The following is a 15440-nucleotide window of genomic DNA, read 5'->3' as shown; positions in this document are numbered from 1 at the left end:
CAGACAATCAAACAGATAAAATAATAAAAGAAAAAAGCCTTGAAAATTCTTATATCTCTGAAACGATTATAAACATTAAGTTTAATCTTGTTTAATTTATTCTTCATCATTGTGACAATTATTGCATTATTATCAAAGCGGGTGCTGTTATGATTTATACCTATCAGGACGGAACGGAGCTTCCGGTTCAACGGGATTTTATTCAGGATTTAAAAAATTATGTGGAATGCCTTGGAAAGGTTCTGCCTCTCGAAAACGCGATTATTGAGCGCAAGGACGAGGACAAGGAAAACATGACGCACATGAACCGCCGACTGACGGTTTTGAATAAATTCAGAGAAGATTTGCTTCACGCGCTGCCGCTGAATGAAGGCAGCGAAGAAATCGAAATTTTAAAACCGTGCGTCGCTGAAATCATTGAGGTGTGCGACAAAAACATCCGAAAATCGCGGGAAGCGCTTGAAGTTGAAACCAATCAAATCAAGAAGGACGCCGGCGTTTTTGTGAAAGGCAAAGAAATCGAGATTTTAAAAACACTCAGCCCGTTTTTGGTCTCCAGCGTTTACGGCGCGAAGCGCGCTTACGTGATCACGCAGGAACAAAACAATTTGACCGGTATGTTTTTTGGCTATGTTTCCGGCCTCCAATACAATTATCAGCTTCATTTCAATGACGAGCGCCTGACGGTCCAAAAACTGCTCGGCAAACTCAACGTGCCGCACATGGCCAAAACCGGCATTTTTATGAAGGAAAACAAGCCGCGCGTCAGTAATTTGTCGGACTATTTCGTTCAAAATATTCAATACGACGACCCGTACAATTTCCTGCTCGAAATTGAAAACAAGAAAAGAATCGTCAAGATTATCCGCAAAAACGGCAACTTTTCTATTTTTGACGACGGTCAAGACATCACCGCCGACACCGATCTGTCGGTCCTGATTGAGGAAGCCGAACTTCAAAAAATCCCGGAAAAAATCATGGATTACATCAAAAAGAACGTCTCCTCCTTTGAGCTCAAAGAAATCTTCATCGACGAAGACGACGCGATTGCCAACAATCTGATCTTCGACTGCATGAAAGTGATTGCCGGACAATACGGTTCCATTGTGAACGAATGTATCCGGAAAAGCGCGATCAAAACCGAAATTTCCATCAAGATCCAAATGGAAGACGGCACCCGCAATGAAAAATACATTTCCAAAGAAGAATTGTATTCCAAATTGGCGAACCTCGGCGGCGAAGGCCTTGAAATCGCGAGCATCATCGGCGTCGAAGCCTCAAAAGGCATTGGAGCCAACCGTTATTTGATCGTTTAAAATACGGTCCTTTTTATTTTGATATTTTTATCAAATCTATTTATTATTTATTTATTGATTTTTTTATTTGATTTTTTTATTTTGGTGGAAGAATGGAAAATCCCGAAAAAATTAATTTCAGCTATTCCCTGGAAGAAATTTCCATGGACGAGCTCATGCGCCGCCAAGGTTATGCCAAAGCCGGCCGCCATTCCGCCGTCAAAACCTGCGCCTGGCTTAAAAATTCCATGAACGGAACCGGCGTTTGTTACAAATCCTCTTTTTACGGCGTGGTTTCCCACCGCTGCCTCCAAATGACGCCGACGCTTCTATGCAATCAGGAATGCATTTTTTGCTGGCGCCCGACGGAAGTCGCCGCGCCCGTGACAACCGAATGGGACAGCCCGGAACTGATTGTTCAAGAATGTTTGAAAGCTCAAAAGAAATTGATCACCGGTTTTGGCGGATCGCCGAATGCCGTTCCCGAGAATTATACGGAAGCCAAAACGCCGACCAACGTCGCGATTTCCCTGTCCGGCGAGCCGACTTTTTACCCATATTTGCCGGAACTGATAACGGAATTCGAGAAAAACGGCATGACGACGTTTGTTGTCACCAACGGCACCAACCCTGCCATGATTCGGCGGATTTTCCCGTCCCAGCTTTACATGAGCCTGGACGCGACAACTGAAGAAATGTACAACCAAGTCTGCCGTCCGAAATCGCCGGCGCTTTGGAACAAAGTCATGGAATCGCTGGCCGTGCTCCGGGAAAAGAAAGAAGCCGGCGTGAGAACCGCCGTCCGAATCACCGTTGTCCGGAACCACAACATGACCGACGCAATGGGATTTGCAAATTTGATTCAGCAAGCGAATCCCGATTTTGTTGAAATCAAATCATACATGCACGTCGGATTTTCCCGACTACGTCTGGAACGCGCCAACATGGTTGAGCAAGAAGAAATTCGAGCGTTTGCTAACGAGATTGCCGAAGCGGCCGGATATCAATTTGCCGGCGAGTCCGAAGCCAGCCGGGTTGTCGTTTTGTCGAAAGATGGAAAAACGACGCAAGTTGAATAACTGTTACAGAAAACTGTGACGCATTTCTTTTTTGCTGGCCGCATGCGCGCGCGTTAAGGCACACATTTTTTTTTGAATCAATAAAATTGGATTGTAATTTTCTATTCTAAATCAAGCAAACCATCCCGCAAAATCAGACGCTTTGCGTCTGTATTTTGCGGATACCGCAGAACAGATCAGAATTTGCAGTTGTACCTGCAGTTGCTAGTTTTACAGTTTTGCACCTGCAGTTGTTAATTTTGCAGATTGCACCTGCAGTTGTTAATTTTACAGTTCTGAAACAATCCATTCCTGATCGATAACCACCATTCACTCATTGGCGTTTCACGCCAATGAGTGAATGGGGAAATAAAATAGAGAACAGTAAGGGGGAACAGATGGAGAAATAAAATAGAGAACAGTAAGGGGGAACAGATGGAGAAATAAAATAGAGAACAGTAAGGGAGAACAGATGGAGAATAATAAGGGAGAACAGATGGAGAATAATAAGGGAGAATCTCGCCGGAAATTTGAGAGAACTGAGGAGAAACTATGTAAAATCGCAAAAAACACCTAAAAATGGGACAATATTACGTTCCATCCACCCGATTGCGTTTTAAATGAAAGAGGGGCAAAAATGCCGTGACTCAAAAATTTCATCTCCATTTAATCAAAAATAAAAGCTAAAATTGAAAAAAATCAAATAAAAATCAAAACCATAAAAATATTTGAAATAATTGGGGCCTGTAAAATTTTATAGACATTTATTAAACAGTCAAAATATAAATTTATTAATTTATTAGAAATAATTATCAATAGAATTTATGACCAAGTTGTTTATCAATATAATCAAAGGTTATACGAATCAAAGTATATAAACAAGCGATATAGTTTGTATACAAAGGCGCAATGTTCACCACACACGATTATAGGTTTGGATACAAACGTGATTCGAATAAAGCTTATTAAACGACAAACGGATTACTATGTTTTACCTTACGAAGTAAATTCCGCCCGATGAAATTGCCGAATTTATCCAAAATCCATCAAAGATCCTTCATCCAAAACAGAATCCAATAAAAAGATCTTCGCCATGTCCGAATCGGACACTCTTTCACACCACAAATCAATCCTAAATCACAAACGGCAATTTCATCCATCACCACCGCATCTCCTCCCATCCTTCACACCTTTACTTACACCCTACATACCCATCCTAATTATACATACATAACCAGGAAGATTTCCATGACAAAAGTGATCGTTTACACCACCGACGTTTGCCCGAAATGCAAAATCCTTAAAAAATACTTGAGTGAAAAAAATGTTTCCTTTGAAGAAATGAACATGGGAACCCCGGACGCGCTCACGGAACTGGCCATGAACAACATCTTCACCAATGTGGCCCCGGTCCTTCAAATCGACAGCAAATTCCTGACCTACAAAGACATCTTTACCGGCAGCGACGTCAACGAACAAAACATTCAACCCTTACTCTGATCAGTCATTCAACATCAACAATATACATCAATTCAAAAGAGGAAAAAAATGTCAATCGATCTTAACAACAATGGAGATAAGCTTCCGAAGCAAGTCCAGCAGACATTCGACGGGAGCACGATTTCCACCATGCCGAAAGTCAGAACGACAAGCGGATACATGCTTGACTGGGACCGGAATGAAATCGTCAAGCAATTGATGAAAGAAACCCAGCTCGCCGAGCGTTTCTACAGCGTCCCCGGAATCACCCGCGATGAAGCCAACGACATCGCCAAAGACGCCGAAGCCCGCATCCGAAAAATGAATTTGAAATTCCTCTCCGGTCCGCTGGTCCGTGAAATCGTTAACTGCGTCCTCCTCGAACGCGGCCACACCGAATGGCGCAACATCATGACCCGTGTCGGCGCTTCCGTTTACGACTCCTGCGAAATCGACTCCGGTCTCGGATTCGAGTCCCACGACAACGCCAACCAACTCGACAACGCCGAAACGTCGCACAAGAAAAAGGCCGACAAGATGTCCAAGGAACAAAACCTTCTCTTGATGCCCGGCAACCTCGCCGACCTTCACTTGAACGGCGACTTCCACATCCACGACTTGGAATACTTCGGCACCCGCCCGTTCTGTCAAGACTGGGACCTTCGGTATTTCTTCTACTACGGTTTGATGCCCGACGGCGTCGGCGTCCAGTCCAGTGTGGCCGGACCCGCCATGAACGCCGAAGTGGCGATCCTTCACGCCGTGAAAGTGATGGGATCCGCCCAAACCAACTTTGCCGGCGGCCAGGGATTCTATAACTTCCTGACCTTCCTCGCCCCGTACTTTGTCGGCAAAACCGACAAGGAACTCGAACAGCTCATGCAGATGTTCGTGTACGAAATGATGCAAATGATGTGCGCCCGCGGCGGACAAACGGTCTTCTCGTCCGTTCAGTTGTCCCCCGGCATTCCGAAACTCTGGAAAGACAAGCCGGTCGTTGCCATGGGAAAAGTCTGGGACGGCGAACACGGCACAAAAGTCTGGAAATACGGCGAACTCGAAAAAGAAGTCCGCAAAGGATTCCGCGCCCTCATGGTCGTTATGCTGAAAGGCGACGCCTGGGGAAAGCCGTTCAGCTTCCCGAAACCGGAAATCTCCATCGAACCCGACTTCATGGAAGAAGACGAAACTTTCAACAGAGCCAACCCGGACGTTTTGTCTTACAACGACCTCTACCGCTTGACCTTTGAATTGGCCGCCAAGTTCGGCACCCCGTATTTCGACAACCAGATTCCGGAATACCGCGGCGCCGGCGAAGGCATCAGCTGCTACCAGTGCTGCGCCTACCAGTTCTCCGCCAACCCGACCGACGACAGCGAATTTGACGACAAACTCTACTTCCGGGACGGAAAACACTTCTCCATGGGCTCCTGGATGGTTATGTCCCTCAACTGCCCGCGCGCCGCTTACAAAGCCGAGCACGATGATGAAAAGCTCTTTGAGGAACTCAAATACCTGATGGCAAAATCCATCGAAGTCTTCCGCGTCAAAAAGAAGTGGATGGACCACCTCTTGGACTGCAACCGGATTCCGTTTGCCGCCATGACGCCCAAAGACCCGAACACCGGCGAAAAAGGCGCCATCGCCGTCGATTTCGACAGCCTGGTTTACACCATCGGCGTCGTCGGCATCAACGAAATGGTCCAATACCACACCGGCAGCTCCATTTACGAATCCAAAGATTCCTACAAATTCGCCATCCGCGTCATGTACGAAATGAAAATGTACGCTCAAAAGTTGTCTCAGGAAAACGGCATCGAAATCGCCCTTGCAAGAACGCCGGCCGAAACCACCGCCCAGCGCTTTGCGGTTTCCGACCTCCTTCATCCGGAATACGCCGGAAAAGCCGAATGCAACATGAACGGCGACGTGGAATTGGCCAAGCGCGAACTTGCCAACGGCAGTGGAAAAGATCTTCCGGTGTATTACACCAACGGCACCCACGTCCCGCCGAGCGCCGACATCTCCATTATTGAAAGAATCAATGTTGAACAAACCTTCTTCCCGATCGTTGACGGCGGAAACATCCTCCACATCTGGCTCGGCGAAGGAAACCCGGATCCGCAAGGACTTCAGGAGATGGCCATGCACATCGCCAAGAACACCCACACCGGATATTTCGCCTTCACACGCGACATCACCGTTTGTAAAGACGAAGGATACGTGGCTTCCGGCATCAAAGAATGCTGCCCGAAGTGCGGTTCCGGAAATATTGACCACTTGTCAAGAATCACAGGATACCTCCAATCCGTGAACGGCTGGAATGCCGGCAAAAAACAAGAATTGGTTGACCGGACACGCGTCGACCCGAGAAACATGAAGGTCTGAAAGGACCCGACAGCCCAACCAAAAGAGTTTGAGGGTTTTAGACTGCCCCCTCAAACTCTTTTTTTTGATTGCGGGAACTGTATTATTTTTTTGAGTTTTTGGCGCCGGCGCGCGCGTTATGGCAATCATTTTTGATGATGTCAACCAAATTCAACCTTGATTTTTAATTTTTCATCAATTAAAATTGAACGTACGGATTGGAAACATTAAGAAGAACAAAAACTTCTTCTAAATTTGCTTTTTGATTATACCCGTTCACACATGTCGTTTCATTCACAACGAAAAAAACGCCACCGGGATTCCCATTATAATGAACGGATTCCGCTTGATTTTGAATTTCCGGAAGAACTGTCAAACACAAAATAACCGATTCATTCTCCCGGTAATCCGGAAGTCCAACATCCATAGAAACGCCGTCGTCGGCGCCGCCCATTTGCCGAATGTAAATTTTTCCGTCAACGGCGCCTTTCAATTCTCCTTTGTAAACTTCTTCCACGTCAACGACAATCAAGTGGTAAATTTCACCCCGGACTGAAAAGAAATTCGGCGTTCGAATGACCGGGCTGGTCCCGTCCGGCGTGTCCCATCGGTCCGGCTGAACTTGAACAACCGTTCCCCGAACAATCAAATCCGCGTCATCCATGATTCCTTTTTCCGTCCAAGGCGGCGCAGACTCTGGTGGGTACGTCACATGTGGTCGAGAGACAAAATCGTTCGGATCAAATTGCCGGACAATTCGAGTTCCGCCCCTCAGATATGAATAATTAATATTGTCATTGGTTTTTGTGACGGATTCAAGTGTTTGATTTGAACTTGAATTTTGAATCCCGTTGGAATCAGCTGAGTTGTTTTGAGATATAAGATACATTGCAGCTGCCGCAAGTGCAACAACCAAAATAGCGGTAGCAGCGAAAAGGATAATTTGTTTTGTTTTTTTCTCCATGTGAATAACCTCCTCAATTAAAAGGGTTAAAAGAGAAAAAATCGCTATGTATAAAAATATTTCGAAATATTTTTTAAAAGATTAATGTAAACTATTGTATAAAATAAAAATAGATAGAAATGAGATTGATAGAAATGAAATAAATAGAAATGAATTGAGGATTGAATTGGATAAAATCAAATAAAATATAATTGAAATAGATATGAGTCGACCACATATAAAAAGCCGTATAAACCTCCACGTTTTTCAACGATATGCCCGCAGAGAATTAAATTTCAAAGTGCGGCAAACTATATGGAGGAATAAAATGACAACAAATAAATTAACTAAAGCTCTGCCGATTTTGATAATGGTCTTATTTTTATGCGCCGTTATCATTCCGGCCGCGGCATACAGTGCCGGAAACTACACTTGGTACAACAAAACAGCAACCATCAAATTCGAATCTTCATTTCCAACCTCTTATCAAGCTTCGTTTTTGAGCGCAGCGAACAAGTGGTCCAACGCCGGTTCAAATTTCCGGTTTGCAACACCTGCGAATCAGCTAAATGTTTCCGTTTACATGACGTATTACGGCACGAACAACAGCACTTTGCCCTGGCTTGCACAAGCACAAGCGATGAACTTTGAAAGACAAAACAACAGATGGTATATAAACGACTCAGATGTTCGATACAATACCTACTACGCAAACAATTTCACAACCAGCCACTCACAATCCCTGCAAAACGGATATTTTAATGTGGAAAGACTTGCCCTTCACGAACTTGGGCATGCGCTCGGACTTGAGCACTCGAACGTATTGAATGCCATCATGAAAACACCTTACAAATATTTGTCATTCTTGAGCCAAGATGATATCAACGGTGTTAAGAATTTGTATGGTACAAAATCGAAAAGCATGACTTCCGGCATAACGCCGATTCCGGAAGAGGAAAAACAAATCAACGAACCCATTTTCAAAGTTCACCAATGTTACGCTGAGGTTTCGGATCAGGAACTGGCACAAAAAGCAGATCTTGTGATTCGAGGAACGGTCAAAGGAGAACTTCCGGCTCATTGGGTCTCTTTTGACAAAGCTGAACCTGTGGTCAAAAAAGAAAATTCAATTTCCATCGGCAACAATCAAATTGTCCACGACGTCGTCATCTCTGTTGATGATGTTTACAAAGGGAAACTGTCGGAAAACGAAATTTACATCCGGCAAATCGGTGGAACACTCGACGGAATCACGATGGTTTGCGATGACCAAACAGAATATTCCGAAGGGGAAAGCGTCATCCTTTATCTTTTCGGAAGCGACGTCGACCAAAAAACCGGAAGAACATTCCGTTATGTCCACCCGCAAGGCGAATTGAAAATTGTTGACGAAAAAACGGCAGTCAACGGATTTGATCAAGAAATCGATACAGAAAAAATGCTTTCAATTGTTCAGGAAAGTTTGTAAATAAAGACTTGAAGAAATTAAATACCGAATACGAAAAAGTTTGAGGGCTTGACTGCCCTCTCAAACTCTTTTTTTGTGAGTGGAGATTATGTTTGTTTTTGTTTTTTTAATTTTGCAAGTGCCACCGCGCGCGTTATGGCAATCATTTTTGATGATTTCTACAAAACAGCCACCGGCTATTTGAATTAAACAAAGAATTAGATTTAATTGAATAAATATAATTGAAATAGATATGAGTCGACCACATATAAAAAGCCGTATAAACCTCCACGTTTTTCAACGATATGCCCGCAGAGAATTAAATTTCAAAGCGCGGCGAAATACTGGAGGAATAAACAATGAACTCAACTGAATGTTATTTTGAAAATACAGAACTTATAAATATTATAAAGTAGATGTCATTTTTAACAGAATTTAATGAGCCACTCAACGATGCTTATTAGGTCATGCCGGATTTATTACGTAACACTTGTTGTTATGTGATAAATCCATAACAACTTCTTTTTTGATTGTTATGACCAAATACTGCAAACCAGCCATTTCTGTTTCAGATCAAATTAATGTGCTGGAACAAAAAGGTTTGTTATTTGATAGCTGCGACAAAACCGCTGCAGATCGTTTTCTCTCTTATAATTGCTATTACAGATTCAGCGGATATATGTTTATATTTCAGAATCGAAATGATGCAGAACATTCTTTTAAAAACGGAACGGATTTTGAACAGATTCTTAATTTATACGATTTTGATCAAGACCTCAGAACGTTACTCTTTGTCTCGATCGGAAAAATTGAAATTGCCCTAAAAACTCAAATTTCCAACCAATATGCTATGAAATATGGAAGTCATTGGCACCTTGATCCGTCCCTCTTTAAACCCACTGCAATAAAAAAAGGGAAAGATGGTCACAGCTATTGTAAAGATGATTATACCGAATTTATAAACCGCTTATCGGATAATGTTTACAGAAGCGAAGAACAATCCATAACAGATTATCAAAAGACATATGATGACCCGCTGGTCCCTCCGGTTTGGATGTGTTTAGAAATAATCAGCATTGGAGAACTATCATTTCTCTACAAGATATTAGATGATTCAAAGGCGCCAAAAATAGATATCGCAAAGCAATTCGGGCTAAAAAGTACACGCCTGCTTAGTAAATGGATTCGTTGCATTCAGATTGTTCGCAACACATGCGCTCACCATGGTAGACTATGGAATAAATCAATCCCGATTGAAGTGTTAGATTTAGCCGGTGTTCTCAATCCATTTATCAATAAGCAGCCGACATACAAAACAAAAATATATTCATCAATTTGCTGCATCCAATATCTTTTGGATATTATTGAACCGGAAAATCAATTCAGAATAGAACTGAAAGAATTAATGAGAAAATTACCTGCCGACAAAAGAGGAGATATGGGATTTGTTAAAAATTGGGATAAAGAGTCTTTTTGGAAATAAAAGAGAATTAGATTTAATTCAATTTAATAAAATTGAAATAAATATGAGCCGACCACATATAAAAACACGTATAAACCATCAGATTTTTCAAAGATATGCCGGCACCGAAACAATTTTCAATGCACGGTAACAGTGAAAAACAAAAAAACAAAAACAATTGGACTTGAAACCCAAAACTCCAAAAATCAATAAAAAAAGGCAGCCGTTTCGTTGAAACGGCTGCCAATCTTTTTTTAATTTTAACAATTTCAGAATTACAACGGCACTTCAAAGTCAGAAAGCTCGTAGCTGAATTGCATACCTTTGTTTTTGGCAATCTCGCGGGCGAGGAGCCAGTAAACCAAGGACAAGGCTTTTCTTCCTTTGTTGTTGGTCGGAATCACGAGGTCGACATTTTTCGCCAGGTTGTTGGAGTCGCAAAGGGCGATCACCGGAACGCTGATGTCAAAGGCTTCTTTGATCACTTGGGCGTCGCCGGCCGGGTCGGTCACGATGACGATTTCCGGTTCAAAGTAGCTGTCCATGCGCGGGTTGGTGAGCATGCCCGGAATGAAGCGGCCAAGCGCGGAGCGGCAGCCGGTTGCTTTCGCGAACATTTTGGCCGGGAATTGACCGTATTGTCTGGATGAGACAACCAAAACGCGGGAGATGTCGTATTTGGACAACATGTTGGCGGCGGCGATGATTCTTTCATCGGTGGCCTGAATGTCCAAAACGTATAAACCGTCGGTTCTGACGCGGTAAACGAAGCGCATCATGTCTTTTGTTTTCTGTTGGGTACCGATGTGGACGCCGGCGGCCAAGTATTCGTCGATAGAGACGAGGTAGGATTGCTCGGGTGCGGACACATCTTCTGAAATGTTTGCTGAATAGTTTTCTTCTTCCATTGAATCACCGAAATTATTTGTTGACAATAAATTTTCCTTAATTCTTTAAGTTAAGATTCCTTTTAAGACTGTATAATATTGAATTTTGAATTGAGTCAAGCGATGAAGCGGTTATTCCCTTTTCACCGTAATCGGGACAACGCCTCTATTGAATTCTTCAAGCGCGATGTAAAGCGGGTCGACCCCGGACTTCTCGTAATCTTGAATTAAAACAGGCGCACCCATCGAAATTTGAAGGGCGCGGGCGCCGACGATGCGGGCGCGTTCGAACCGCGTGTACTCTTGAATTTTAATTTCCATACCATCACCAAAATAATTGTTTTAAATGCTTCCGCTTAAAAAATAAAAGCGGAATGGTTTTGACGCGTCAAAATCCATTCGACCATTATTGATTGTTCGGTTTTATTTTTCAAGCGATTTTGTCGCTGCGATTCCATTACTGGTATGGAGCAATCACATCAACCATTTCGATGTGGCTTAAAATCATTCTCCGGCAGCAATAGCGGTTAATGCCGAGGTCGTCTAAGACCTTGCCTTTATCCTCGCCGGCTTCGGAGCGTGCTTTAAACTCTTCGTAACTGGATGAAATGATTTTTCCGCATGAAAAACAACGGACCGGTATCATAGTTATTCGCCTTACCTGTATGATTTCTGGTATCTTGCGCGGGCACCCGGACCACCGAAGTATTTCGGTTCCTTTTGTCTGGAGTCGCTGACAAGCAAGCTTCTGTCAAATTCCGCGAAAGCGTCTTTGACGGCAACATCATTTGTAAATTCGACAATGCCTTTGGCAATTGCGGTTCTTGCAGCGTAAGCCTGGCCGACAATGCCGCCGCCGGAAACGGTGACGCTGATGTCGAGTTTGGAGATCACGCTTTCACCGGCAATGTTGACCGGCTCTGAAATTTTTTGGTTCACAAGATAGTTTCCGTAAATCGGAAGCGGAATTTTGTTAATTCTGATGACGCCGGTTCCGCTTTTAACAGCGGCTCTGGCAACGGCGGTCTTGTGTTTACCGGATGTGTTCACAACTTTTTCTGCCATTTATGTTTCCTCCTTAGAAGTTTGCTCCGAGCTTTTTGCTGACGTCTCCGAGGCGCACGTATTTTCTGGAGCTGAGGCGTTCCATGCTGGCGGCCTCGACGGTTTCCGTTTCTTTGCCTTTGAATTCGGCCGGAACACCGACATAGACCTTTAAGTTGCCCAAGGCTTTTCGACCGCTTTGTCTCTTGTACGGGAGCATACCGCGGACGGTTCTTTTCATGATTTTGTCCGGTCTTTTCGGGAAGTACGGACCGAATTCAGGGCGTCCTCTTTCGACCGAGTGTTCATAGTCGGCGAAGATGTTGGAGCGGGAGCCTGAGATAACTGCTTTTTCGGCATTGATAATATCGATGGTTTCGCCGTTCAAAAGGCGTTTTGCGACCACACTGGAGAGGCGGCCCAAAATTAATCCGTTTGCGTCAATAACTGTCATTTTTGCACCTCACTGGAAAATCCGAATGCCTGACCCTTTGGGGTTCTCTTCAAGGATGTCTTCGATTCTCATGCATTTGCCGCCGGCCGCTGTGATTTTTTCAGCTGCCGCAACACTGAAGCTGAGTGCTGCAACGGTCACCGGGAAGTCAACGTCGCCGGCGCCGAGAAGTTTTCCCGGAACCAAAAGGACTTCGTTTTCCTTGGCGTACCGGTTCACTTTGCTCAGATTCACATCGGCATAGTTTCTGCACGGGTTTTCAAATTTTTTGGCAATCGCCGACCAGATCGGCGCGTCGTTCTCATTGGCCGCGTTTTTAAGCGTCAAAATGAGATTGATCATTCTCGGATTCGTCTTTCTCGAGAGTTTTACAAGTGTTCTTTTACCCATTATTTTCCTCCGCAAGATTTTTTGAAAATAAACAAAAATCCTACTCACGCTTTTTCTACATTATAGTGCGAAGATGCGGGATCGCGCAGATCCGATCTTTGACTCTATATTATAGTGTACCATTCGGCTGAAAACACAGCCGACAGCGTTCGAAAATACGGTATCCTGAATTTGATATAACGGATCAAAAATCGTGTTAATAAAAATCAGATATACAATACTTTTTCGAATGGTAACTTCCCTGAATAAGATTAATGACATATAAACTTTCCGAATTTGGAAGATGAAAAATTAAAAAAGCGGCCGGCAGTTTATACATCTGCCGGCTTTTTAAAGATGTTGTTTTATTCAAATTCGGATTTGGTTTGATTTTGTTTGATTTGGTTTGTTTGATTTGGTTTGTTTGATTTGATTTTGTTTGATTTGGTTTGTTTGATTTGATTTTGTTTGATTTTGTTTGATTTGGTTTGTTTGATTTGATTTTGTTTGATTTGGTTTGTTTGATTTGATTTTGTTTGATTTGGTTTTTTTGTTTTGTATTATTTTGTTTTGTAATTTTTGTTTTTTAAATTGAATTTCGGGTGACAATTACAACAGCGTCCAATCCAAGAATAGCGTGAAGAACGTCACCAAAGCGATCGCCACGACGACAATCACAAAGAAGACCGCGATGTTGATCTTGCGGTTGGAGTCAATCACGTCCAAAAGCCGTGTTTTTTTCCGGGCGTATTTGCCGGTTCTTTCCAAAATGTAATCCAAAATTTCGTCAATGAAAAGGCCGCCCCCGATGTTGAGGAATGCGATGACGAAAATCGGCGGAATGATCGCCGCCAGGAACGTTAAAAGACCGCCGTTCATCGCTTTGTCAACCGTGTCTGCCAAAATCGTATCCACGATACAAACGCCGACGAAGAACATCAAAACCATGAACGCGAACCGGGCGCTGATAATGTCCGCCCATTTCGGCGGGTTGAATTTCAAATGGAACCGGCCTTTGGCCGAACCGCGAACTTGCGCGGACGTGGCGTCGAAAAACGTGTCGATCAAACTGATAATGAGAATGAGCAGCGTGCCGCCCGCCGCGCCGATAATGACCGCCGCCGGCGCGATGTAATCGGAAACAACTTCATCGGTCGGCATATCTTCTTCTTTCAACGTTTTCAATGTTCCGTGAATACCGCCGCTGCCTGCTGTGAAACCTGATCCGGCCGGTGTCGGATTTCCCGGCGTGACCGGGTCGGCCGGTGGGTTAACAGGATCAAGAGGAGTTCCGGGTTGCGGGTCCGATGACGGGGGATCAACAGGAGGCGTCGTAATAACAACGGGGCTGCCGGTGCCGCCGCCGCTGGGCGGTGCAGTGTATTTTGTGAGCGGATAATTATCTGTAAAACTTCCGGAGCCTGAAATTGGAATGGGATATGGCACATCCGAATAACCGGTTGAAGTCGCAGTCAACATATCCGAATAACCGGTTTCGACCAAGGTGGTCCAATAGTTTCCGGCGATGTATGGGCCGCCAACAATGTTCCGACCCGAATGAGGAGTTATCAGAACACCGAAGGGATCAACTTCGTTAAAATAAATCGAAGACGATGAGATTATATTAGCGTAATTAATTCCGGTTCCGATGACAAATTTATTGTTATATATTTGAAGAACATCTGTGTGAAGTTCATCAAATTCAAGAACATAGGAATCATTCGAAATTGTGTTATTAAATATACTCACCGGATATACAAAATTTGTATGATTAAAAAAAAGAGACCCGTTTTCAATATTCATGCCGGAAATTGACGCACTGTCAGCTGAAATGTTGTTGAGCAACAGCAATTCGGATGTTGGAGAAGAGGCAATCAAATTGGAATTTGAAATTGTAATGTCTGTTGCAATGATATCTGTTAAAGCCAGTGTTCCGCTTGTCAAAGTTAAATTTGAAACCGTCACCGGACCGGAAGGGGAAGAAGAATCATTAACGCGTGAAATAATGACGCTGCCGTTTACACTCGAATTTTTAACGGAAACTGATACATCTGACGCATTAACACCTGAAATAATCAAATCGCCCTGTGAAATATTCAAATTTGAAATATGGACATTACCATAAGGACCATTGAATAGCGTTATGTTGCTAACCGTTTCAAAATTGTTTTCATTTAAAGTAATATTTATCGGAACGAGTGAACTTGAATCTACGAGGAGACTAAAATTATTTGCACCCGTATAAGGTCCTGTTAAAACAATATTGGCATCGGTTACTGTGGAAGGAGAGAAATGTACATAAAAACCATCAGAAACACTAAGACTCGTAAATGTATAGGAGATATCAGACGAATAAGTTCCACTATAGTAAAATGTACCGGAAGATTCATAAATATCCCCATAAACGACGCCGCCCGTACCCCGAATCGTTCCGCTGTTGTTCACCAAAGCCGGATCCAAATAAATCGTATAAACATCGGGACTGGTTTGAACAATAATTTCATCTGCAAAAGCCGTTCCCATCAAATATAACCCGCAAAAAATCAACAACGATACCAAAAGTAAATTTTTTCCGCTCAGCGCCCGCATAAATATCCCGAAAAATTAATTTATTTATCTTTTTTTAAATATTTTT

The 15440-nt window shown here is 43.4% G+C and carries 16 protein-coding genes; 6 read left to right on the top strand and 10 right to left on the bottom strand.

The window, feature by feature from the left end; all coding sequences use genetic code 11:
* The first annotated feature begins 149 nt into the window (after window positions 1–149).
* The gene (locus MsAg5_RS04380; RefSeq protein WP_338099402.1) at window positions 150–1316 is read left to right on the top strand and encodes a chromosome segregation ATPase; all 1167 of its coding nucleotides are present in this window, start codon (window positions 150–152) and stop codon (window positions 1314–1316) included.
* Window positions 1317–1408: 92 nt separating this feature from the next.
* Window positions 1409–2374 (top strand): 4-demethylwyosine synthase TYW1, encoded by a 966-nt coding sequence (gene twy1 / locus MsAg5_RS04375; protein WP_338099401.1) that lies wholly within the window; start codon window positions 1409–1411, stop codon window positions 2372–2374.
* A 1025-nt stretch (window positions 2375–3399) separates the two neighbouring features.
* Here the strand turns inward: twy1 and MsAg5_RS04370 are convergent.
* Window positions 3400–3534 (bottom strand): hypothetical protein, encoded by a 135-nt coding sequence (locus tag MsAg5_RS04370; RefSeq protein ID WP_338099400.1) that lies wholly within the window; start codon window positions 3532–3534, stop codon window positions 3400–3402.
* A 67-nt stretch (window positions 3535–3601) separates the two neighbouring features.
* On the opposite strand from MsAg5_RS04370, the gene MsAg5_RS04365 reads away from it, so the two are divergent.
* Together MsAg5_RS04365 and nrdD are read left to right on the top strand one after the other, a co-directional pair.
* A complete protein-coding gene (locus tag MsAg5_RS04365; protein WP_338099399.1) occupies window positions 3602–3853 on the top strand; it encodes a glutaredoxin family protein in 252 nt (83 codons plus the stop codon).
* Between the two features lie 48 nt (window positions 3854–3901).
* A complete protein-coding gene (gene nrdD / locus MsAg5_RS04360; protein WP_338099398.1) occupies window positions 3902–6220 on the top strand; it encodes an anaerobic ribonucleoside-triphosphate reductase in 2319 nt (772 codons plus the stop codon).
* A gap of 178 nt (window positions 6221–6398) precedes the next feature.
* Here nrdD and MsAg5_RS04355 read toward each other — a convergent pair whose 3' ends face one another.
* The gene (locus tag MsAg5_RS04355; RefSeq protein WP_338099397.1) at window positions 6399–7163 is read right to left on the bottom strand and encodes a hypothetical protein; all 765 of its coding nucleotides are present in this window, start codon (window positions 7161–7163) and stop codon (window positions 6399–6401) included.
* Window positions 7164–7470: 307 nt separating this feature from the next.
* Between MsAg5_RS04355 and MsAg5_RS04350 the strand changes: the two genes are divergently transcribed.
* Both MsAg5_RS04350 and MsAg5_RS04345 read left to right on the top strand, forming a co-directional pair.
* Window positions 7471–8610 (top strand): matrixin family metalloprotease, encoded by a 1140-nt coding sequence (locus tag MsAg5_RS04350; protein WP_338099396.1) that lies wholly within the window; start codon window positions 7471–7473, stop codon window positions 8608–8610.
* A 514-nt stretch (window positions 8611–9124) separates the two neighbouring features.
* Window positions 9125–10072 (top strand): Abi family protein, encoded by a 948-nt coding sequence (locus tag MsAg5_RS04345; protein ID WP_338099419.1) that lies wholly within the window; start codon window positions 9125–9127, stop codon window positions 10070–10072.
* Between the two features lie 254 nt (window positions 10073–10326).
* On the opposite strand, the gene rpsB is transcribed toward MsAg5_RS04345, so the two are convergent.
* The 8 genes from rpsB to MsAg5_RS04305 all read right to left on the bottom strand — a co-directional run bounded on the left by rpsB (window position 10327) and on the right by MsAg5_RS04305 (window position 15328).
* A complete protein-coding gene (gene rpsB / locus MsAg5_RS04340; protein ID WP_338099395.1) occupies window positions 10327–10959 on the bottom strand; it encodes a 30S ribosomal protein S2 in 633 nt (210 codons plus the stop codon).
* A gap of 111 nt (window positions 10960–11070) precedes the next feature.
* Entirely contained in the window at window positions 11071–11259 is a 189-nt protein-coding gene (locus MsAg5_RS04335) for a DNA-directed RNA polymerase subunit K (protein ID WP_338099394.1), read from the bottom strand.
* A 136-nt stretch (window positions 11260–11395) separates the two neighbouring features.
* Complete coding sequence (locus tag MsAg5_RS04330) at window positions 11396–11584, bottom strand: DNA-directed RNA polymerase subunit N (protein ID WP_338099393.1); 189 nt, start codon at window positions 11582–11584, stop codon at window positions 11396–11398.
* Between the two features lie 11 nt (window positions 11585–11595).
* Window positions 11596–12003, bottom strand: a complete 408-nt coding sequence (locus MsAg5_RS04325) for a 30S ribosomal protein S9 (RefSeq protein ID WP_338099392.1) — start codon at window positions 12001–12003, stop codon at window positions 11596–11598.
* 13 nt (window positions 12004–12016) lie between these two features.
* Window positions 12017–12436 carry a 50S ribosomal protein L13 gene (locus MsAg5_RS04320; RefSeq protein WP_338099391.1) on the bottom strand — a complete coding sequence of 140 codons (420 nt, stop codon included), beginning with the start codon at window positions 12434–12436 and terminating at the stop codon, window positions 12017–12019.
* A 9-nt stretch (window positions 12437–12445) separates the two neighbouring features.
* Complete coding sequence (locus MsAg5_RS04315) at window positions 12446–12826, bottom strand: 50S ribosomal protein L18e (RefSeq protein ID WP_338099390.1); 381 nt, start codon at window positions 12824–12826, stop codon at window positions 12446–12448.
* A gap of 348 nt (window positions 12827–13174) precedes the next feature.
* On the bottom strand, window positions 13175–13414 hold the full coding sequence (locus tag MsAg5_RS04310) for a hypothetical protein (RefSeq protein WP_338099389.1): 240 nt from the start codon (window positions 13412–13414) through the stop codon (window positions 13175–13177).
* Entirely contained in the window at window positions 13415–15328 is a 1914-nt protein-coding gene (locus MsAg5_RS04305; RefSeq protein ID WP_338099388.1) for a hypothetical protein, read from the bottom strand. It lies immediately after the preceding gene.
* Window positions 15329–15440: the final 112 nt, after the last annotated feature.

The sequence above is a fragment of the Methanolapillus africanus genome (assembly GCF_032714475.1).
Lineage (GTDB): Archaea > Halobacteriota > Methanosarcinia > Methanosarcinales > Methanosarcinaceae > Methanolapillus > Methanolapillus africanus.
This window is presented reverse-complemented; position numbering and strand designations above follow the sequence as displayed.